The 19,088-nt window shown below is 53.7% G+C and carries 22 protein-coding genes and 3 pseudogenes; 18 read left to right on the top strand and 7 right to left on the bottom strand.

What is annotated here, in order from left to right:
• Positions 1-47: 47 nt before the first annotated feature.
• The 9 genes from AC1RVX_RS20755 (at position 48) to AC1RVX_RS20715 (ending at position 8,026) form a co-directional block, all read left to right on the top strand.
• Complete coding sequence (locus tag AC1RVX_RS20755; RefSeq protein ID WP_493218504.1) at positions 48-1,172, top strand: MlaE family ABC transporter permease; 1,125 nt, start codon at positions 48-50, stop codon at positions 1,170-1,172.
• Positions 1,172-1,963, top strand: coding sequence for an ABC transporter ATP-binding protein (locus tag AC1RVX_RS20750; RefSeq protein WP_493218503.1), 792 nt, complete (start codon positions 1,172-1,174; stop codon positions 1,961-1,963). Before AC1RVX_RS20755 ends, AC1RVX_RS20750 begins: the two co-directional genes overlap by 1 nt.
• Before the next feature lie 3 nt (positions 1,964-1,966).
• On the top strand, positions 1,967-2,917 hold the full coding sequence (locus tag AC1RVX_RS20745) for an MlaD family protein (protein WP_493218502.1): 951 nt from the start codon (positions 1,967-1,969) through the stop codon (positions 2,915-2,917).
• A 10-nt stretch (positions 2,918-2,927) separates the two neighbouring features.
• On the top strand, positions 2,928-3,551 hold the full coding sequence (locus AC1RVX_RS20740; protein WP_493218501.1) for an ABC-type transport auxiliary lipoprotein family protein: 624 nt from the start codon (positions 2,928-2,930) through the stop codon (positions 3,549-3,551).
• Between the two features lie 3 nt (positions 3,552-3,554).
• Positions 3,555-4,694: a VanZ family protein gene (locus AC1RVX_RS20735; RefSeq protein WP_493218500.1), complete on the top strand. Its 1,140-nt coding sequence runs from the start codon at positions 3,555-3,557 to the stop codon at positions 4,692-4,694.
• A gap of 119 nt (positions 4,695-4,813) precedes the next feature.
• The gene (locus AC1RVX_RS20730) at positions 4,814-5,131 is read left to right on the top strand and encodes a (2Fe-2S) ferredoxin domain-containing protein (RefSeq protein WP_493218499.1); all 318 of its coding nucleotides are present in this window, start codon (positions 4,814-4,816) and stop codon (positions 5,129-5,131) included.
• 5 nt (positions 5,132-5,136) lie between these two features.
• The gene (locus tag AC1RVX_RS20725) at positions 5,137-5,775 is read left to right on the top strand and encodes an alpha/beta hydrolase (RefSeq protein ID WP_493218498.1); all 639 of its coding nucleotides are present in this window, start codon (positions 5,137-5,139) and stop codon (positions 5,773-5,775) included.
• 90 nt (positions 5,776-5,865) lie between these two features.
• A complete protein-coding gene (locus tag AC1RVX_RS20720; RefSeq protein ID WP_493218497.1) occupies positions 5,866-7,014 on the top strand; it encodes a D-alanyl-D-alanine carboxypeptidase family protein in 1,149 nt (382 codons plus the stop codon).
• Between the two features lie 166 nt (positions 7,015-7,180).
• The gene (locus AC1RVX_RS20715) at positions 7,181-8,026 is read left to right on the top strand and encodes a D-amino acid aminotransferase (RefSeq protein WP_493218496.1); all 846 of its coding nucleotides are present in this window, start codon (positions 7,181-7,183) and stop codon (positions 8,024-8,026) included.
• 149 nt (positions 8,027-8,175) lie between these two features.
• Here the strand turns inward: AC1RVX_RS20715 and AC1RVX_RS20710 are convergent, their stop codons facing one another.
• Positions 8,176-8,847, bottom strand: a complete 672-nt coding sequence (locus AC1RVX_RS20710; RefSeq protein ID WP_493218495.1) for an NADPH-dependent F420 reductase — start codon at positions 8,845-8,847, stop codon at positions 8,176-8,178.
• A 104-nt stretch (positions 8,848-8,951) separates the two neighbouring features.
• Between AC1RVX_RS20710 and AC1RVX_RS20705 the strand changes: the two genes are divergently transcribed.
• From AC1RVX_RS20705 to AC1RVX_RS20695, 3 genes are all read left to right on the top strand, one after another.
• Complete coding sequence (locus AC1RVX_RS20705; protein ID WP_493218494.1) at positions 8,952-9,560, top strand: LysR family transcriptional regulator; 609 nt, start codon at positions 8,952-8,954, stop codon at positions 9,558-9,560.
• Position 9,561: 1 nt separating this feature from the next.
• Positions 9,562-9,912: a LysR substrate-binding domain-containing protein gene (locus tag AC1RVX_RS20700; RefSeq protein ID WP_493218493.1), complete on the top strand. Its 351-nt coding sequence runs from the start codon at positions 9,562-9,564 to the stop codon at positions 9,910-9,912.
• A 95-nt stretch (positions 9,913-10,007) separates the two neighbouring features.
• Positions 10,008-10,289 carry a DUF493 family protein gene (locus tag AC1RVX_RS20695; protein ID WP_493218492.1) on the top strand — a complete coding sequence of 94 codons (282 nt, stop codon included), beginning with the start codon at positions 10,008-10,010 and terminating at the stop codon, positions 10,287-10,289.
• Between the two features lie 75 nt (positions 10,290-10,364).
• Here AC1RVX_RS20695 and gcvA read toward each other — a convergent pair whose 3' ends face one another.
• Entirely contained in the window at positions 10,365-11,264 is a 900-nt protein-coding gene (gene gcvA / locus AC1RVX_RS20690; protein ID WP_493218491.1) for a transcriptional regulator GcvA, read from the bottom strand.
• A gap of 168 nt (positions 11,265-11,432) precedes the next feature.
• Between gcvA and AC1RVX_RS20685 the strand changes: the two genes are divergently transcribed.
• The 5 genes from AC1RVX_RS20685 to lipA all read left to right on the top strand — a co-directional run bounded on the left by AC1RVX_RS20685 (position 11,433) and on the right by lipA (position 15,051).
• The gene (locus tag AC1RVX_RS20685; RefSeq protein ID WP_493218490.1) at positions 11,433-11,756 is read left to right on the top strand and encodes a DUF2917 domain-containing protein; all 324 of its coding nucleotides are present in this window, start codon (positions 11,433-11,435) and stop codon (positions 11,754-11,756) included.
• A 48-nt stretch (positions 11,757-11,804) separates the two neighbouring features.
• Positions 11,805-12,356: a cysteine hydrolase family protein gene (locus tag AC1RVX_RS20680; protein ID WP_493218489.1), complete on the top strand. Its 552-nt coding sequence runs from the start codon at positions 11,805-11,807 to the stop codon at positions 12,354-12,356.
• A 44-nt stretch (positions 12,357-12,400) separates the two neighbouring features.
• On the top strand, positions 12,401-13,297 hold the full coding sequence (locus AC1RVX_RS20675) for a PhzF family phenazine biosynthesis protein (RefSeq protein ID WP_493218488.1): 897 nt from the start codon (positions 12,401-12,403) through the stop codon (positions 13,295-13,297).
• Positions 13,298-13,379: 82 nt separating this feature from the next.
• Entirely contained in the window at positions 13,380-14,045 is a 666-nt protein-coding gene (gene lipB / locus AC1RVX_RS20670) for a lipoyl(octanoyl) transferase LipB (RefSeq protein ID WP_493218487.1), read from the top strand.
• 22 nt (positions 14,046-14,067) lie between these two features.
• Entirely contained in the window at positions 14,068-15,051 is a 984-nt protein-coding gene (gene lipA / locus AC1RVX_RS20665; protein ID WP_493218486.1) for a lipoyl synthase, read from the top strand.
• Between the two features lie 379 nt (positions 15,052-15,430).
• On the opposite strand, the pseudogene AC1RVX_RS20660 reads toward lipA, so the two are convergent.
• From AC1RVX_RS20660 to AC1RVX_RS20650, 3 genes and pseudogenes are all read right to left on the bottom strand, one after another.
• Positions 15,431-15,589 (bottom strand): annotated as a pseudogene (locus AC1RVX_RS20660) (TIGR02391 family protein); the annotation flags it as partial.
• 312 nt (positions 15,590-15,901) lie between these two features.
• Positions 15,902-16,165: an ion channel gene (locus tag AC1RVX_RS20655; RefSeq protein ID WP_493218485.1), complete on the bottom strand. Its 264-nt coding sequence runs from the start codon at positions 16,163-16,165 to the stop codon at positions 15,902-15,904.
• 78 nt (positions 16,166-16,243) lie between these two features.
• On the bottom strand, positions 16,244-17,077 hold the full coding sequence (locus tag AC1RVX_RS20650; RefSeq protein WP_493218484.1) for an SDR family oxidoreductase: 834 nt from the start codon (positions 17,075-17,077) through the stop codon (positions 16,244-16,246).
• 82 nt (positions 17,078-17,159) lie between these two features.
• Here AC1RVX_RS20650 and AC1RVX_RS20645 point away from each other — a divergent pair, with 82 nt between their 5' ends.
• A complete protein-coding gene (locus AC1RVX_RS20645) occupies positions 17,160-18,173 on the top strand; it encodes an AraC family transcriptional regulator (RefSeq protein WP_493218483.1) in 1,014 nt (337 codons plus the stop codon).
• 175 nt (positions 18,174-18,348) lie between these two features.
• Here AC1RVX_RS20645 and AC1RVX_RS20640 read toward each other — a convergent pair.
• Positions 18,349-18,570 (bottom strand): annotated as a pseudogene (locus AC1RVX_RS20640) (DUF2958 domain-containing protein); the annotation flags it as partial.
• Positions 18,571-18,872: 302 nt separating this feature from the next.
• Positions 18,873-19,088, bottom strand: a pseudogene (locus tag AC1RVX_RS20635) (winged helix-turn-helix transcriptional regulator); the annotation flags it as partial.

Genomic DNA, 19,088 nt, shown 5'->3' with positions numbered 1-19,088 from the left:
ACTAGCTTTCATTGCAGCAAATACACTTTCTCACTTACACTTGTGATATGCCACATGAGATCGCGCCCACCCTGCAATTCACGCACCAGCAACAGCCGACCGCCATTGTGTCAGGGGCCTGGCTGGTGCATCTACTGTCCAGGGCAGCCACCATGCATGAAATCAGCACGCAGCTAAACAAAGCCGCGCAACAAAAAAACCTACGCTGGGATTTGTCACAAATCAGTAGCCTCGACCACATAGGCGCGCAAATGTTATGGCGTGCCTGGGGCAAACAAAGGCCACTACAAGTCACCATGCGAAATGTGCATGAAGGCTTATTCGAGCGGCTGGAACAAGTCAGCCAGATCAGTATTCCCGGCGCCCCCAAGTCGCGCCTGACACGCACCATGCAATTGGGTGCCCAGATGCTGGGTCTGTTTAATCACCTCTATAGCTTCACTGCCCTGCTCGGCCAGTTGATGCTGGATCTCGCACATTTTATACGTCGCCCACTCAAAGGTCCGTGGAAGGAATTGTCTGCCAACATTTACCGCACTGGTGCCCAGGCGCTGGGTATTACCGCCCTGGTCGGCATTTTGATTGGTGTAGTGTTATCGTATTTATCAGCACAGCAATTGCGCACCTTTGGCGGCGACCTGTATATCGTCAACATCCTGGGCATGAGTATCGTCCGCGAGTTGGGGCCCATGCTGGCCGCCATCCTGGTCGCTGGTCGCTCTGGTTCAGCGATCACGGCGCAACTTGGGGTCATGCGTGTGACAGAAGAACTGGATGCCATGAGTGTCATGGGCATACCCCACGGTTTTCGACTGATCATGCCCAAAGTGCTGGCGCTGGCCATCGCCATGCCGTTGCTGGTGATCTGGACCGATGTCATGGCACTGGCTGGCGGCATGATTTCCGCCCAGGCATTGCTTGGAATGTCACCCGAATTTTTCATTTATAAGTTGCCTGAAGCTGTTCCCCTCATCAATTACTGGATAGGGCTGTCCAAAGGGGTGACCTTTGGCATGCTGATTGCCCTGATCGCCTGTCATTATGGCTTGCGCATTGAACCAAACACCGAAAGCCTGGGGCGCGGCACCACCAACTCTGTGGTCGTGGCAATTACCGTGGTCATCATTGCCGATGCGATATTTGCCATCATTTTCAGTAAAACAGGATATTGATGAACAGCGAACATATCATTGAAATCCACAGTTTGCGTACCCAGTTTGGTCGTGCCGTCATCCATGATCAGCTGGAATTACAGGTCAGGCGTGGTGAAATATTATCCATCGTCGGTGGCTCGGGCTCAGGCAAGACTGTATTGCTACGGCAAATGCTGGGGCTGGAAACGCCAAATCGCGGCAGCATCAAGGTGTTTGGCGAAAATTTGCATGCACCGCAGGCACACCATCTGGATTACCTGCGCAAGCGTTCTGGCATGCTGTTCCAGCATGGTGCCCTGTATTCAGCCATGAGTGTTTTTGACAATGTTGCTCAACCCATGCGTGAACTGGGCACCTTGTCGGAAGATCTGATCACTGACCTGGTGTACCTGAAATTGCATATGGTAGACATCGCCTTTGAGCATGCGCGCAAGATGCCGTCTGATCTTTCAGGTGGCATGATCAAGCGTATTGCATTGGCACGGGCGCTGGCGCTGGACCCTGAACTGCTGTTCCTGGATGAACCCACCGCCGGGCTGGACCCAGACCGGTCCGACAGTTTTGTTGAGCTGATATTATCGCTGCATAAACAACTCAGGCTGACTGTCATTATGGTAACGCATGACCTGGACACCCTGTTTGCCCTGTCCAGCCGGATTGCCGTGCTGGCAGAAAAGCGCGTCGTTACCGTAGGTACACCGCAAGAAGTGCTGGCATTTAAACATCCATTTATTGACAGTTTCTTTCTTGGCGGACGCGGTCAGCGCGCCATGGAAGTGCTGTCACCAACCATGCATCAGGAAATGTAAGTTATGGAAAACAGATCTCATGCACTCATGGCCGGTTTCTTTACCATCGCTTTGCTGATATTGGCGACGGTATTGGCAATCTGGCTGGGGCGTGACAAAATCAAACGCGTACCGTATGAGGTCGCTACCAAAATGGCTGTGTCTGGCCTGAACCTGCAGGCTGCAGTCCGTTACAAAGGTATCAAGGTTGGCAATGTCACGGACATTGATTTTGATGACAAGAACCCAGGACAAATCGTCTTGCGCCTGGAAATCATTCCCGATGCACCAGTCACCAGTTCCACCTATGCTACCCTGGGTTACCAGGGTGTGACCGGCATCGCCTTTGTACAGCTCGACGATGACGGTACATCCAAACAATTGCTGATCGCCGATGGTGCCGAAATTAATGTAGATGCACCGCCACGCATTCCTATGCGTCCGGGCATGATGCAAAATCTGGAACAACGCGGCCAGGCCATTCTCACACAAACCGAAGAACTGACACGTCGCCTGAACAGCCTGTTTGATCCAAGCAACCAAAAATCGCTGATGACGACCATCGACAATTTTGGCAAAGCCTCTGCCGCCTGGAAAGCAGTACCCGACAAACTGAATCCAACCCTGACACGCCTGCCAGAACTAGTAGAGCAAGCCAAAACGACCCTGAAATCTATCAACGGGCTGGCGTCAGATACCAGCAAGCTCAGCAATAATCTGAACCAGTTTGCCAACAATTTGCAGGCGGCAGATGGTCCGCTGGCACGCTTCAATCAGTCCATGGACAGGGTCAGCGACAGTCTGATCATTGATACTCTGCCACGTGTACAGACATTGACAAGTGAAACACGGGCCACCATGCGTTCCATCAACCGCGTATCGGAAAGCCTCAATGAAAGGCCGCAAAGCCTGTTGTTTGGTCCGCCCGCGCCAGCACCTGGCCCCGGCGAGCCCGGTTTTGTTGCTCCCAAATAAAGGAATTCGCATGAACTACCGACACCTGCGCCAACAACTTGCACGTCTGGGCCTGATGATCAGCGTATTCGCCTTTCTTTCAGCCTGCTCCAGTACCCCAGCTGTTCAGCGGCAACAATATGATTTTGGCCCCTGGATGGCAGAAACACCTGCCACCCCGGTGTCAGGCAAGCTGCAATTCAGCCTGGCAGAGATTGCCGTTCCGGCGGCACTGGAAAGCAATGCCATGTTATATCGCTTGCAATATGACAATGTCCAGCAGCTCAAAGCCTTTTCCCAGCATCGCTGGAGCATGCCGCCTGCGCAACTGCTGTCACAAAGGCTGAAAACCCGCATGGCGAATCAAGGCAGTGATGTCATGGTCAGCACTGAAGCAGCATCACCATTCCCGGTATTGCGTATAGAACTGGAAGAGTTTTCACAAATCTTCACCAGCCCGCATCAAAGCCACGTCCAGATCAGCCTGCGTGCCAGCCTGGTCAAAGGACGTCAATTGCTTGCACAGAAGAGCTTCCAGCAAATGGTAAATGCGGCTAGCGCCGATGCACCTGGCGGTGCCAAGGCCATGCAGGAAGCCGCCGATGCCAGTATTGATGCATTGCAGACCTGGATCAAGAGTCTGCCACTAAATTAAGCCATGCAGCCCACCCCAATAGCTGACCACTTAGCTGATCCCGTCAGCCCACCTCACAGTTCACCCTTTGCCAGGGTGAGTCTGGCGGCTTACCTGTTTTTGATTATCTATGCCAGTTGGTATCCGTTCACCGGTTGGCAAGCCAATAACTGGGCAGCCTTACCGGATGTCATTCAGCAATGGCCAAGGTATTGGTCAGGCTTTGATGTCATTATCAATGTGGTTGGTTACGTCCCGTTTGGCATACTGATCGTGTTTGCGCTGTATCCACTGGTCACACGCTGGTGGGCGGCACTGCTGGCTACACTGAGCGGCATTGTGGTTTCCGCTACGGCAGAAATTGTGCAATATTTCCTGCCTAGCCGTGTCACCTCCTTGCTGGACTTTCTGACCAATTCATCCGGTGCCATGCTGGGGGCCATACTGGGTGCCCTGCTTACTCCATTAATACTGGAGAAAGGCCGCCTTCAACTACTGCGCAAGCAGTGGACATATAAAGAATCCAGCCGCGAAATCCTGGTGCTGGGTTTGTGGACCATGGCGCAAATTTATCCGCAAGCCTATCTGTTTGGTCTGGGACAAATCCTGCCCATCATTTCACAAAGTCTGAGTGAGATGCTGGACACCGATATTGATATCAGCAATTTCCTGCTGCAAGGTTTTGAACCCAGTGCTGACGAATATTTAATGTCCGAAGCCATCATCACAGCCTGCAGTTGTACTGGTGCCTTGCTGATCTGCCTCAGCATTCTGAACCGGCATGCCCCCAAATCCGTGCTGGCCAGTCTTTTACTGCTTGCTGCACTGACGATCAAATCATTGGCCAGCGCACTGCTGTTCAAACCCGAATATGCTTTTGCCTGGCTTACCCCCGGTGCGGGTGGCGGCCTGGTGATCAGCATCATCATGCTATACGGTTTTTCTTTTGCACCGGCCCATGTGCAAAAACGGCTGGCGCTGGTATTGCTGGCGATTTCCCTGATCGTATTGAATCTGGTGTCCGACAACCCCTACTTTGCTGCCACCATGCAGACCTGGGTACAGGGCAAGTTTTTGAACTTTAATGGCGCGGCACAGTTCCTGTCTGTATTCTGGCCTTTCCTGGCAATCTGGGCCTTGTTGCGCAAGCCGGCCAGTAGTTGAAACCTGGCTTCCAGCCCCTGTCCGCGCAATTGCAGTATCATAGTGGGCTTCAACTACTGCCATCCGGCGGCGCAACCTCAGATAAGCTCAGGTTGCATGATCCGCAGGCTGAATAATCTATGTCTGAAGCTCTCTATTTCCAAAAACACGTTTTCTTTTGCATGAACCAGCGTGACGATGGCCGCCCATGCTGTTCTGACCGCGGTGCGCAAGCTGCGCAAGAGCACGCAAAACGTCGCATCAAACAGCTGGATATGAACGGTCACGGCAAAATCCGCATCAACAAAGCGGGCTGCCTGGATCGCTGCGAAGAAGGTCCGGTCATGGTCGTCTATCCACAAGGCACCTGGTATACCTATGTTGATCAAAGCGATATTGATGAAATTATCGAAGTCGACCTGATAGGCGGCGGTGTGGTTGAACGTCTCAAGATCTGAATCCCATGAATGCCCAAACTGAACAATTTTTGATACAGGGCGCAGCCGGACAATTGCAATGTGCGCTGGACCTGCCTGATCCCGAAACCCATACCAGTCCTGTGGGCCTGGCCCTGGTAGCCCATCCGCATCCGCTGTATGGCGGCACCATGGACAATAAAGTTGCCCAGACCCTGGCGCGCACGTTTACTGGCCTTGGTTATGCCGCCGTACGCATGAATTTTCGTGGTGTTGACCAGTCTGCAGGCAGTTATGATGCAGGCATGGGTGAAACCGATGACATGGAATTATTGCTGAACGCCATGCGCGCACGTTTCCCTGGTCTGCCACTGGCATTGGCAGGTTTTTCCTTTGGCACCTTTGTACAGGCTCGCTTGCAACAGCGCCTGCAAGAAAAAGGCCAAGCCGCAGAGCGCCTGGCGCTGGTCGGTGCGGCTGCTGGCAAATGGGATATGCCGCCTATTCCAGCAAATACCATTTTGATCCATGGCGAGCTGGACGACACCATTCCCTTGAGCGCGGTACTGGACTGGCTACGCCCGCAGGACATACCGGTTACCGTCATACCCGGCGCGGACCATTTCTTTCACCGTCGCCTGCACCATATCAAACAACTCATCACCAGCATGTGGGATAAAGCCTGATGATGTATGTACCAGATCCGTCCCATCAGACCGCCCGATGAGGACGTAGATTATTTGTTTTTTGTCACCCTTGTTTTACTGGTTACCCCTATGAAAAAATTCCTCGCCTCCATTGCCGTATCGCTGCTGACCATGACAGCTGCGGTCGCGCAAACCCTGCCAGCGCCGACTATCGCTTCCAAATCCTGGGTCTTGCTTGACGCCACCAGTAGTCAGGTGATCGCCGCCCAACAACCAACGATGAGCGTAGAACCCGCTTCGCTGACCAAAATCATGACCGCTTACCTGGTGTTTGCTGCCCTCAAGGACAAGAAACTGGACCTGAACCAGAGCATCAATGTTTCTACCCGCGCCTGGAAAGTCGATGGCAGCAGTTCCAAGATGTTTATCGAGCCGAACAAGCCAGTCACCATCAATGAACTGCTGTATGGCCTGATCGTACAATCCGGCAATGATGCTGCCGTCGCCCTAGCGGAAGCAGTGGCTGGCAGCGAAGAAGCCTTCGTTGTGCAAATGAACCGCGAAGCCGAGCGTATGGGCTTGAAAGCCACTCACTTTGCCAATCCACATGGTTTGCCAAGCAAAGACAATTATTCCTCCGCCCAGGATTTGTCTACCATGGCAGCACGCCTGATCATCGATTTTCCCGAATTTTACAAGACCTATTATTCAACCAAAAGCTACACCTATAACAAGATCACCCAGCCCAACCGTAACCGCCTGCTGTGGCTGGACCCAAGTGTAGACGGCATGAAAACCGGCCACACCACGAGTGGTGGCTATAGCCTGATTTCTTCTGCCAACCGCCCGAATGGTACGGGTACACGTCGCCTGATCTCGGTCGTCATCGGTACTGACAGCGACCAGATACGTGCACAAGAAAGCCTGAAATTGTTGAACTGGGGTTACCTGAACTTTGACACCCTGAAGCTGTATGAAAAAGGCCAGGCCATTGCCACACCAGAAGTCTGGAAAGGCACGCAGGCACAGGTCAAGATCGGTTTTGATCGTGACCTGTATGTGACCTTGCCCAAAGGGGCAGCCGCCAAACTGAAACCGGCGCTGGAACGTAAAGACCCGCTGGTGGCACCCGTTGCGATCAATAGTAAAGTCGGTACCGTAAAAATGATGCTGGACGGCAAACCCGTAGCCGAATTCCCGGTAATGGCATTGGAACAAGTCAATCAGGCCAGCATCTTTGGTCGCGCCTGGGATTCGATACGCCTGATGTTCAAATAATCAATTCAAATAAGCAGTTGAAATAAGCTTCTCTGTTACCTCTTATGCGCGGCCCCTCGACCGGGCCGCACATAAATCTGGGCTATGCTTGTATGCTTTATTTGCATAAGCCGCCCCGTCGTTCTGTGTAAAAATAGACCCTCTCCTCCTCACTCACGCAGACATCATGAATGATCCCCTGGTATACCTGAATGGCGAAATGACACCCCTGTCGGAAGCCAAAATCCCGGTCCTGGACCGTGGCTTTATTTTTGGTGATGGCATTTATGAAGTCATACCGGTGTATCAGCGCAAGATGTTTCGTGCTGACCAGCATCTGGCCCGCCTGTTCCGTAGCCTCGCGTCCATAAGCATCGCCAATCCGCACAGCAAGGAAGAATGGCTGGCCCTGATTACCAAGGTCATGGCGGCCCATGAAGCCGATGACCAGATGGTGTATTTGCAAGTCACCCGTGGCGTGGCCAAACGCGCGCATGCCTTCCCCAAGGATGTGACGCCCACCGTGTTCATCATGACCAACCCCATCGTACTGCCGACCGCCGCCGCACGCGAAAACGGGGTTGCCTGTGTCTCAATGGAAGACAAGCGCTGGTTACGTTGCGAAATCAAATCAATCTCACTGCTGGGCAATATACTGGCTGCACAAAACGCAGCCGAACACGGTGCAGCCGAGAGCATACAGTTCCGCGATGGTTATCTGACCGAAGCATCGGCATCCAATGTGTGGATAGTCAAAGATGGCGTGCTGATGGGACCACCAAAAGACAACCTGATACTGGAAGGCATACGCTACGGCCTGATAGAAGAACTGTGCGCCGCCAACAATATCAAACTGGAAGCCCGCCGCATCACCCGCGAAGAAGTCTTCGCTGCCGATGAAGTCATGTTGTCGTCCGCTACCAAGGAAGTGTTGGCCGTGGTAAAACTCGATGACACGACCATCGGTGACGGTAAACCAGGTGCGGTTTACCATAAGTTGTATGCGGCTTATCAGGCTGCCAAAGCAGCTTAAATATCATACCGAGAACTTAATGAGTTTCGTAGGTTGGGCTACGCTTCATCAGCCCAACACTCAGCCTCAGCAAACGTATACGTTATTTAAGAGCCGAGTGTTGCACTGGTAAGCCGCAGTCTAGCAGGACCCGACCTGCAGTAGAAAGCCTACGCCACCTTCGCCTGTCCCAGCAAGCTGAAACCATGTGTCCAGTGCTGACGCTGGAAGGCATAGCTGATCCACAACATCGCCAAAGGTTCGAGCAAACGCGCTGCCGTGATATCGCCCATATCTATCGCTGAGCGCCAGCCAAATGCCTTCAGGATTGCGGCAACCTCCTGCTTGGCCTCATTGTCATTTCCAGCGATAAACATATCCGGCTGTCCGTCTGAAAACTGGGGTCTGACCATATGGGTCGTGACAATTGTATTGAAAGCCTTGACCACCCGCGCTTTCGGCAACAGTCTTTGTACCAGCTCACCCGCAGAATCACTGAAGCCAATCGCTAGCTTTGGCGAACCTGCAGAAAAATCCAATAGCGGATTAACGGCATCAATCACGGTTTTACCAGCAAAGTTGACGCTGCCTGTCAATTCCAGGCTTTCTTGCAAGCCCAACCACGGCAAGGCCAAAAAGACCAGATCACCAGCTCTGGCTGCATCCGCATAGTTGCTGGCACGTGCTGTCGGCACGGCTGCCAGTGCTTCGCGGGTTTTGTCACTGTCAGGGTTACGGGTACCAAAGATGACTTGATAGCCAAGACTGGCAAAACCCTTGGCTATGGAAACGCCAACGATACCATTACCCAGCACTGCGACTGTTTTTGAAATTGTTTGCATGTTGCTGCTCCTATGTGTGTGTTGATAGGAGTGATTGTGATCTCATTGATTAATACCGATAAGCCAGCTATTCTTATTTTCACTCACAACCTCAGGTTACGAATATGAAGCTCGATGCGTCTCAACGCGTACCCGCCATGCTGTCTTTCATACAGGCGGCAGATCGTGGCAGCTTTGCGGCAGCGGCCAGGGCGCTGCATATTTCTGCCGCAGCTGTCAGTAAAAATGTGGCGGGTTTAGAACAAAGCCTGGGCGTACGCCTGATGAATCGCAGCACCCGTTCGCTACAATTAACCAGCGAAGGTCGGACTTTTCTGGAAAACGCGCGCGCAGCAATTGATGCACTTGATCACGCGGTGGACAGTGTCAGCCGCCAGCATGCCGAAGTGATTGGCCATGTCAGGATATCGACCGGCAACGCTTTTGGTCAGCATTACCTGCTGCCCTTGCTACCCAAATTGCAGCAACGCCATCCAGGCTTGCGGCTGGCGATAGATTTTGATGATCATCGTATAGACTTGGTCCGTGACGGTTATGACCTGGCCCTGCGTGGTGGCATGATAGAAGATTCCAGCGTCATTTCGCGCGCAGTCAGCCCTTTGCACACCATACTGGTTGCTGCCCCCTCTTATTTGGCGCAGTACGGCGTCCCGCAGCAGATTAGTAATCTTGGACCAGCACAAGCAAATCGCCGTCCGTTTTCTGAATGGTAAAATGACTACCTGGAATCTGAAGCTCAGAGAGGGTGAGATAAACCGCCCCTACCCGCGTGAACCCGATCTGACGGTGTCGGCCCCTGAATTTGCAGTGCAAGCGGCCATCATGGGCATGGGCATTGCCCAGGTGGCCGTCTACCATTCATGGCATTATTTACGTGACAACAAGCTAAAAATCGTGCTGGGCACGTTTCATCAAGAAGGTAATAGGCAGATGGTATTGCAATATCCACATCGCGCGCTGATTGCACCGCGCGTTAAAGCGACAGTGGATTTTTTGCTGGAAGAGTTGGCACAAATCGAATCGTTGCATGTCCCCCTGGCATCACTGACCAGCTTTTATGCATGATGCCAGGATAGGTCAAAGGAGTATGTGATGGTATTGGAATTCCGTCGCAAGACCCCATATACTGGCATTAAGTTATTTTGAAATATGGAAGTATTATGGAAATGAGACCCATCCCCCCCGAAGAAAGCCTGATCGAATATCCCAGCGATTTTCCAATCAAGATCATGGGACCCATGCATGACCAATTCGCCCAGACCATGGTGGAAGTGGTAACTATCCATGATCCGACGTTTCATGCGGGCAAAGTTGAAATGCGGCCGTCAAGCAAAGGCTCTTACTTGTCCGTGACGGTGACCGTGCGTGCGACCAGCCGTGAACAATTGGACAATCTGTACCGCGAACTATCCTCTCACCCCATGGTGAAAGTGGTACTGTAGTCAATCTGCCTGCCAGCACATGCTCGCAGGCAGAAGCGTTGATTTATTTACTGCATATATCAATCTTCCGCCAGCTTATTTCATCTGCCGGCTCTCTTCCGCAATTTCTTTCAGCAACCATTCCCTGAAGGCTTTGACTTGTGGCTTCAACAATGCACTGGGCGGATACACCAGGTAATACGCGACCTCGCAAGGGATGTCGATCGTAAACAGACGTTGTAGCAAACCCGCCTTGATATCCGGTTGCACAATGACATGCCGGCCCAATGCGATGCCCTGCCCATCTACAGCCGCCCGCACCAGCATGGATGAATCCTGAAACACCAGTCCACCGGTAGGTTCTTCATTGTCCAGGCCAGCGGCGCGGAACCAGGGTTCCCAAGGTTCGCCATCGCAGCGCAATAATTGCATACTGGCCAGTTCTGCCGGTGTCTGTGGTAATTGCCCGCCGTGGAAATACGGGCTGGCAACCGGATAGTAATAATCCCCCATCAACAGTTCACTGACCATGCCCGGATAATTGCCCAGGCCGAAGCGTATGCCTATGTCTATCGATTCTCTGGTGTAATCCGTCAAATGATTGCTGGACTGCAGGCTGACTTCCAGATCCGGATAATGCTCGATAAAACGCCCCAGTCGGGGCGAAAGCCAGCGGGCGGCAAAGGAAGGTAAAGAAGTAATGCCCAGGCGTTTTTGTTTGTTGCGGGTTTTCAGCAGTTCAGCCGCATCACCCAGGTCTTGCAATGCCTGGCGGATAGTGGCGGCAAACTGTTCACCGTCTGGCGTGATGGAAATACGCTTGCCATTGCGGACAAATAAGGCAACGCCCAGCTCCTCTTCCAGTGCCCTGACCTGATGGCTGACCGCACCGTGAGTCAGATGGATTTCATCTGCCGCGCGGGAGAAATTTTCATATCTGGCAGCCGCCTCGAAGGCACGCAGCGCCGCAAGATTGGGGAGTCGTCGAAAATCCATTTTTATGTGAATAAAATTAGCAAGACAATCAAAAATTACTCGTTTTATTTCTTGATAGCAGCAGACTACAATGCATCTATCGCACTGCAACAAATCACGTTTTACCTGCTGATAGTAAAGAAATTTTGATTGCAGCGCATTTCAGGCAGTAAATACAGGAGCATGGAAATGACAAATAATTTCGCAAACCCATCATACACGATTGCAGCTGGCAACACCTTGTCTGGCCATTCGGAAACAGCCCGTAAAATCGAAGTGGCTTGTGGCCGTATATGGCTGACTATTGCTGGACACCCGGATGATTATTGGCTGTCCACGGGCGAATCCATGGTTATCCCGGCAAATCAACTGGTCGTGATTGAAGCGGAACAAAAAGCTAGCCTGGTCGAATTGTCTGCCGTTTCCAGCGTAATTTCGATGAAACACCAGAATCTTCCGGTTAGCAGCTATCTGCAAAGACTGACACGCAAATTGAGCCAGGTATTTGCCTGATAGCTTTTGTGCAAGCAGTCAAGCAGGCAACTGAACGGGAAAACCATCATGAAGCAGACGGCACTATTACTGATCGACGTACAGCAAGGTTTCGACGACCCCAAGTGGGGCCAGCGTAATAATCCGGCTGCCGAACAGTATATGGCTGCCCTGCTTCAGCACTGGCGTGAGCATGAACGAACGGTTATCCACGTCCGCCATCAGTCGCAAGAAGCTGGCTCGCCACTGCGGGCAGGCCAGCCTGGTTATGAATTCAAGAACCTGGCACGTCCGCTGATTGGTGAAGCCATCTTCACCAAAAAGGTCAATAGCGCCTTTATAGGTACCGAACTGGAAGCCTATTTGTACGTCAAAAACATCAGTCAGTTAGTGATTGCAGGTCTGACCACCGATCATTGCGTATCCACCTCGACACGCATGGCGGGCAACCTGGGTTTTGACGTGATACTGGCCGCCGATGCCTGCGCCACCTTTGACCGCGCTGATGTCAACGGTGTGCTGATTCCGGCAGAAGAGATACACCGCATCCACTTGGCCAGCCTGCATAATGAATTCTGCAAAGTAAAGACCAGCTCTGAGATCATTGCACTGCGAGCGTAATTGCAGGCTAAAATCGTTCCCGATGATAATGATTTGGAAATGCCATGACTGTTTCTGTTGAAGTCCACATAGTTCACGCCTTCACCCACAACAATGCAGGTGGCAACCCGGCAGGGGTAGTGCTAAAAGCGGATCACTATACTGCTGAGCAAAAACTGCACATCGCCAAAGCCGTGGGCCTGTCAGAAACCGCCTTTGTGTCCCATTCAGACAGCGCTGCCTTCAAGTTGGAATTTTTTACCCCAAACCGGCAAATTGCCCACTGCGGCCATGCCACTGTCGCCACTTTTTCCCTGCTGCGCGCATTGGATATGGTCGGTGAAGGCATGAGCAGCAAAGAAACCATTGATGGCAAGCGCGACATACTGATCAAGGCCGACATGGCTTTCATGCAGCAAAAGGCACCGCGTTTCCAGCCAATTCCTGCCGATGACAAGCAATATCCTCAAGTCTATGACCGCATACTGAACAGCATGGGCCTGGTGACGCAAGACTTGATACCAGGACAAGTCCCCAGCATCGTCAATACCGGCAACAGCTTTTTACTGATTCCCATTAACAGCCGCGATTGCCTGGCACAGATACAGCCCAACCAGACCGAGATAAACGCCATCAGTGAAGAATTTGACCTCATCGGTTTTTACCCCTTTACGCTGGAAGCGCAAGATACTGGTCATGCCGCCAGCACACGCATGTTTGCGCCACGCTATGGCATAGACGAAGAAGCCGCGACGGGCATGGCTGCCGGCCCACTGGCCTGTCTTTTATACACAGCCTTTCAACAGACCGGGCCAGGCTTGCAGATAGAACAAGGTTACCTGATGCAGCCAGCTTCACCCAGCCTGATCCATGTCGACCTGGACATCAGGCATGGTGAAATCCATAGCCTGATGACGGGTGGCAAAGCCAGGGTAGAAAAAACCCTGAAAATCGACCTGTAGCGAATCCTCAGCGCTTTGCGCCAGATCATGCCATTTTCACAAGCACAGACCTTCATCCCGCAAAATGTTACACTAGCGGTCTATGCAAGCAGCCATCTCGCCATCTGTGATTCCCCGCATCATCCACCGCGGCATTGAGCCTTATCAGCTCACTTTCGATGCCATGCGCGCCTTTACCGATGCCCGCACAGATCAGACACCCAATGAATTCTGGATTGTCGAACACCCGCCCGTCTACACCCTGGGCCTGGGTGCTGACCAGTCGCACGTGCTGGCTGCCCACGACATCCCTGTGGTGCAGACTGACCGCGGTGGCGAAGTCACCTACCATGGCCCCGGGCAAGTCGTGATTTACCTGCTGATGGACTTGCGTCGCAGCCACCCCAAGGCCCGTTTATTTGCGCGTGAATTCGTCAACAAGATAGAACAAGCGGTCATCAACACCCTGGCAGCGTATAATCTGGCTGGTGAACGCAAGGAAGGTGCACCCGGCATCTATGTCAGCAACGGCCAGTGGCAAGGTGCCAAGATCGCCGCCCTGGGCCTGAAAGTGCGTGGCAATGGCTGCACCTACCATGGCGTATCACTGAATGTAGATATGGATTTGACACCGTTTTCCTGGATTAACCCCTGCGGCTATGCTGGTCTGGCCACGGTGGACATGAAAACCCTGGGCGTGACCGTGCCGCTTGCACAAGTCCAGACTGCATTCGCCCAGCAATTGCAAAACCTTTTGACTGCCCCCTGATTTTTCGACATCGCTTCATACCATGACAACCGAAAACACACCCGTCGCCACCGCTGCTTACGATCCTACCGAAAAACAAAAAGGGGCAAGCAAGACTGCACGCATCCCTATCAAGATCGTACCAATGGAAAGGCTGCCCAAGCCCGACTGGATACGTGTCAAAGCCGGTTCGCCCACCACCCGCTTTTATGAAATCAAAGACATCCTGCGCGCCAACAAACTGGTGACCGTCTGTGAAGAAGCATCTTGCCCGAATATCGGTGAATGCTTTGGCAAAGGCACCGCCACCTTCATGATCATGGGTGACAAATGCACGCGCCGCTGCCCCTTCTGCGACGTCGGCCATGGCCGCCCAGACCCGCTGGACGTGGATGAGCCAGCCAACCTGGCAAAAACCATCGCTGCATTAAAACTCAGCTATGTCGTCATCACCTCGGTAGACCGCGATGATTTGCGCGACGGCGGTGCCGCCCACTTTGCCGAGTGCATTACCCGTGTCCGCGAATTGTCACCGATGACACGCATAGAAATCCTGACACCAGATTTCCGTGGCCGCATGGACCGTGCACTGGAAATATTGAACATGGCACCACCAGACGTAATGAACCACAACCTCGAAACCGCACCGCGCCTGTACAAAGAAGCGCGCCCGGGTTCTGACTATGAATATTCACTAAACCTGCTGAAACGCTTCAAGGAACAACACCCTAACACCCCAACCAAATCCGGCATCATGGTGGGCCTGGGTGAAACCGATGAAGAAGTCCTGCAAGTCATGCGCGACATGCGCGCCCACAACGTCGACATGCTGACCATAGGCCAATACCTGGCCCCCAGCGGCCACCATTTACCAGTACGCCGTTACGTCCACCCGGATGTCTTCAAGATGTATGAAGAAGAAGCTTACAAAATGGGCTTCGCCCATGCAGCGGTGGGGGCGATGGTGAGGTCTAGTTACCACGCAGATCAGCAGGCGCATGGGGTGGGGACGGATGTGAAAAGTTAGAAGATAATGAGAAAGTTTAACAGTTAATGAGAAAAATCAGTAGTGTAACAGCCACAATTTTCACAATAACATCATAAATATCAATAACTTACCTACCATTTCTGCCTTTCCTAAGGATGAAAAAATTTGGCGAATTGATTGGTTCGGCGAAGTGAACTTTCCGAACCGTCTGCTTCGCCGGACACAACCTTCAGTTCTCGTCCATCTTTCCAGAATTCAAGATGATCGTTTCCCCGACGATCTGGCTACCCAACTCTCTCCTCAATCAACTTCACCCGCCAAATTTCAAAAGAAGATCTGGCTGTCTATTGGCATCTTGCCATTTTTGCGTATTGGCGATCTTTGGTTAAACGGCCAGTTGAAGGCGAAGCCTGTCGAATCATATCTTCGTTGCACCATCTAATTTTCGATGAACGTAGGACAGGATTCCAAACACGTCGATTGCATCCTGCTCTGGCATTGCCCAAGTAGTCTTCGGTGCATGTGCCACAGGGTTTCGAATCGCACCAAAAATGCCGACCAGCATGTTAGCGATTCCCTTCTGCTCGCTTAGGCTTTATGTCATCGATGCTTCGCCCACACATTTAAAACTCTTCCTCGCACCAGACGAAGAGGATGTGGATCTTGAAAAGATCGACTGCTGCATTTCAATAGACCTCGATTCAAGCCATGAGTTGAGGGTAGACGCAGTCAGGCTACTCGTCGGCTGAAAACATTAGACAAGAAAAGAATGCCCGTTAACTAAACTCAATGTCTTTTTCGCTTTCTTTTTTGAAATATCTGATCACCGAGTTGTTCCTGCCGCCGCTGAAACGAACATTGCTCCATACCAAAGCCACATTGGATAAAATTAATGGGAAATTATTGGTACGATATCTCCAAATCCAACAGTGGTAATCACAATAGAACTAAAGTAGACCATTCTCCAAAAACTCCCGCTAACGCTACCAGCATTTCCACTCTTACCAAGAAAGAACTGTTTAAGTTGCTCATTTTCAGTGCCATTTACTTCCATAGCATGCAAATCAGTATTAATCATATCAATTAGCTCAGATTTTATATTGGGAGCTGTTTCTGGAATAAGCTTTTCGAAGTTAGTATCGTAAGCGTGCATGTGACCGTGTATCCATACGGTTGAACGGAATTATGACCGCGCCCACGGGCGCGGTCATAATTCCGCCCCCTCCGGTGTTCAGGCCCAGTGGGCCTTGAAGTCCTGTGCGTACTGTTCCAGACGGATCGGAGCTTTCCCGGTAATGCGCTGCACCGCGTCGGTGATGCGCTCGGCATAGCCGGCCTTGAAGGCACCCAGGATCGCCAGCAGGAACTCGGCGTAGTCCGCCGACAGACCCGCGCCCAGCAGGCCCTGGCGCATTGCGTCTTCGGGAACGTCGGTATAGCCAATGGTCCGGCCTGCGGCCTTCGATAGGATCGCCGCCACCTGGCTGTGGTCGAACGCCTCGCTGCCGGTCAGGTCGTGCGACTGGTTTACGAAGTCGTCGCTGCTCAGCAGCTTGGCGGCCACGGCCGCGACGTCGCGCGTGTCGATGAAGCTGCCCTTCGCGGCGCCCACCGGTAGGAGTATCTGACCTTGGGTCTGGATGCCCTGCAGCCAGAAGGTGTGGAAGTTCTGCATAAACCAGTTGGGACGGATCACGTTCCAGGCCAGACCCGAACGCTCCAGGTGCAACTCGGCGCGGCGCAGCGGGATGCTGTCGTCGGCATTGGCACCCATGGCGGACATCAGCAGCACCTTGCTCACACCGGCGGTTTTGGCGGCGTCGATGGCGGGTATCAGCAACTCGTAATGGTTGGGAAAGCCGGAAGGTGCCAACAGGAACAGCTGGTCGGCGCCGGCCAGGGCCGCATCCAGGCCTTCACCGGTGGCCAGGTTGAGATGAACCTCGCTGGCCTGGGTGGGGGTGCGGCTGGTGGCGCGGCGCACGGTCTGGCCCTGGGCGGTGAGCAGGTCAACAAGGGGCGAACCGTTCTGGCCATTGGCGCCAGTCACGAGGGTGGTGGTCATGTAAAATTCCTGTTTGTGGTTGGGAAGGCTCCCAGTGTGTACTGTCCTCGCAAAAATATAAATGCATGAAATTCCACAATTCATGTCTAAACGTCCTATAATTTTAATGGTGGACATACTCTCTGACATACTGCGTATCGCCGGACTGCGCCGCCGCCTACTCAATCTGCACGCGCTCGCACCCGGAGCGTCGCTGCGCTTTCCCTGCGACCGCAGCTTTGGCCTGCACGCGGTCACGCGTGGTCGCGCCTTCGTGCACGCGTCCAACCTGGATGCGCCGCTGGAGTTGCAGGCGGGCGATCTGGTGCTGATGGCCCGCGGCTGCGTGCACCAGCTGTCGCTGGATCGCACAACGCCCACGCACAGCACCACCATGACGATCACACCATTCGCAGGCGCTTGTCTAGCAGACGGAGCACTGTCCTCCAGGGCCGGGGCCGACGACAATCCGCGCACCCAGTCCTCCGCGCAAGTCATCAGCGCGGCCTACCAGTTCTGGCACGACCCGCTGCATCCTTTCCTGCGCAGCCTGCCGCCGTGGTTCGTGGTGCGCGGCCACACTCTCCCCCCTCTCTCCGCCCTGCCCCTGACCCTCGGCCTACTGGACCGCGAGCTGGGCGAAGAGGGGCTGGGAGCCAGCTCGGCCACCCACGGCCTGCTCGACGCGCTGTTTGCCTTTGCCTTGCGCGAGATTGCACAGCGCCAAAGCCCCAACGGACCGGGCTTGCACCACGCAATCGCCGATCGACCTATCCGCCAGGTACTCACACTCATGCATGGCAACCTCGGCCACGGCTGGACGCTCGATGAACTGGGCCAACAGGCCTGCCTGTCGCGTTCGGCGCTGGCCGAGCGCTTTCGCAACGCGCTGGGTGACACGCCGATGAACCACCTACGCACGCTGCGCATGCAAAAGGCCATGCAGCTGCTGGCCGACACCCGGCAGCCGCTGGAACAGATCGCGCAGGCCGTGGGCTATCAGGACGCCTTCGGTTTTTCCAAGGTGTTCAAACGCACCACCGGCCAGTCGCCACGCCAGTTCCGCGAGCAGGACGCTGCGGATCGGCAGAGCCCGTACCGGGTCCAGGAGGCCTGATCCGAAGCTCGGAACCGGTGGGGATACAGTGTCACCCTGATCAAGAACATCCGCGTGGTCAAGTGAGCTATGAACAAAGTCAGAGGCAGGTGGTGTGAAATCGGATCATCCTGCCGGGCATATCCTCGCTGACGCTAGACAACCTTGCGGACAGGTCGCCGACACCAGCCCGGTTTCAGCAGCGATATCCTGAGTAGCCTTTGCAAGTTCGCGCTCGCGTAAGCGCACTACGCTTCTCGGCGTGGAAAGACAAATCGCGCTCAATCGGCACCCCCAGCCGCCCCCGCACCATCGCCTGTTCGTCCACGCTGACCCTGCCGATTTCCGGTATCTCCAGCCCCAAGTCACAAAGCCCAAAGGCGTGGCCATGGTCATCGGGATCAATCTCAGTCAGCAGCATCATGCACTGGTCGTCGGTGATGAGTGCGCTGTTCATGGTGAACACCTGAAGGTTGCCGGGCGGAATTGCCCGTCACCGTTGGGTCACGGCGCAGCACAAGCCGTCAGGGCAGCGACGGCCGCCAGGACGCAAGGCCTGCGCAGCTCTTGACGGCAAGAGCGCTGCCCCCGTACCCACACCCCCTTCGGCAAGTGCGCAACACGCGCATTCCCGCGAGGGCCCGAGCCGCACCGCTAGGCTCAGAAATAAGGGCCAACCCCTGCATGCACTCGCCTGCACAATTCATGACGAAAAAAGTACTAATTTGTGATTGCCTTTTCGTCGTCGGCGCGGAGCTCGCCCAATACCGAGCGCGCCGGACGCGGCGCACCAAGATGCAGGTAACGTAGTTCATCCATAACGGCACTCCAAAGTGAAGGGCCGCCCTTTTCCAGCAGCTCCCCGCGCAAAGACGCTTCCTTGCTCGGATGCGTATGCCGAAGGCCCCAGGCAGCCATATGTGCGAGCAGAGGTAC

Source organism: Undibacterium sp. GW821-FHT11B02 (assembly GCF_058808955.1).
This window is presented reverse-complemented; position numbering and strand designations above follow the sequence as displayed.

Excerpts from the sequence above, each read along its gene's own strand:
- AC1RVX_RS20740 (WP_493218501.1), top strand. The coding sequence starts at position 2,928 with ATGAACTACCGACACCTGCGCCAACAACTTGCACGTCTGGGCCTGATG.
- AC1RVX_RS20695 (WP_493218492.1), top strand. The coding sequence starts at position 10,008 with ATGGAAATGAGACCCATCCCCCCCGAAGAAAGCCTGATCGAATATCCC.
- AC1RVX_RS20705 (WP_493218494.1), top strand. The coding sequence starts at position 8,952 with ATGAAGCTCGATGCGTCTCAACGCGTACCCGCCATGCTGTCTTTCATA.
- AC1RVX_RS20730 (WP_493218499.1), top strand. The coding sequence starts at position 4,814 with ATGTCTGAAGCTCTCTATTTCCAAAAACACGTTTTCTTTTGCATGAAC.
- AC1RVX_RS20725 (WP_493218498.1), top strand. The coding sequence starts at position 5,137 with ATGAATGCCCAAACTGAACAATTTTTGATACAGGGCGCAGCCGGACAA.
- gcvA (WP_493218491.1), bottom strand. The coding sequence starts at position 11,264 with ATGGATTTTCGACGACTCCCCAATCTTGCGGCGCTGCGTGCCTTCGAG.
- AC1RVX_RS20700 (WP_493218493.1), top strand. The coding sequence starts at position 9,562 with ATGACTACCTGGAATCTGAAGCTCAGAGAGGGTGAGATAAACCGCCCC.
- AC1RVX_RS20745 (WP_493218502.1), top strand. The coding sequence starts at position 1,967 with ATGGAAAACAGATCTCATGCACTCATGGCCGGTTTCTTTACCATCGCT.
- AC1RVX_RS20655 (WP_493218485.1), bottom strand. The coding sequence starts at position 16,165 with ATGCACGCTTACGATACTAACTTCGAAAAGCTTATTCCAGAAACAGCT.
- AC1RVX_RS20710 (WP_493218495.1), bottom strand. The coding sequence starts at position 8,847 with ATGCAAACAATTTCAAAAACAGTCGCAGTGCTGGGTAATGGTATCGTT.
- AC1RVX_RS20750 (WP_493218503.1), top strand. The coding sequence starts at position 1,172 with ATGAACAGCGAACATATCATTGAAATCCACAGTTTGCGTACCCAGTTT.
- AC1RVX_RS20715 (WP_493218496.1), top strand. The coding sequence starts at position 7,181 with ATGAATGATCCCCTGGTATACCTGAATGGCGAAATGACACCCCTGTCG.
- lipB (WP_493218487.1), top strand. The coding sequence starts at position 13,380 with ATGCAAGCAGCCATCTCGCCATCTGTGATTCCCCGCATCATCCACCGC.
- AC1RVX_RS20735 (WP_493218500.1), top strand. The coding sequence starts at position 3,555 with ATGCAGCCCACCCCAATAGCTGACCACTTAGCTGATCCCGTCAGCCCA.
- AC1RVX_RS20680 (WP_493218489.1), top strand. The coding sequence starts at position 11,805 with ATGAAGCAGACGGCACTATTACTGATCGACGTACAGCAAGGTTTCGAC.
- AC1RVX_RS20675 (WP_493218488.1), top strand. The coding sequence starts at position 12,401 with ATGACTGTTTCTGTTGAAGTCCACATAGTTCACGCCTTCACCCACAAC.
- lipA (WP_493218486.1), top strand. The coding sequence starts at position 14,068 with ATGACAACCGAAAACACACCCGTCGCCACCGCTGCTTACGATCCTACC.
- AC1RVX_RS20685 (WP_493218490.1), top strand. The coding sequence starts at position 11,433 with ATGACAAATAATTTCGCAAACCCATCATACACGATTGCAGCTGGCAAC.
- AC1RVX_RS20650 (WP_493218484.1), bottom strand. The coding sequence starts at position 17,077 with ATGACCACCACCCTCGTGACTGGCGCCAATGGCCAGAACGGTTCGCCC.
- AC1RVX_RS20720 (WP_493218497.1), top strand. The coding sequence starts at position 5,866 with ATGAAAAAATTCCTCGCCTCCATTGCCGTATCGCTGCTGACCATGACA.
- AC1RVX_RS20645 (WP_493218483.1), top strand. The coding sequence starts at position 17,160 with ATGTCTAAACGTCCTATAATTTTAATGGTGGACATACTCTCTGACATA.
- AC1RVX_RS20755 (WP_493218504.1), top strand. The coding sequence starts at position 48 with ATGCCACATGAGATCGCGCCCACCCTGCAATTCACGCACCAGCAACAG.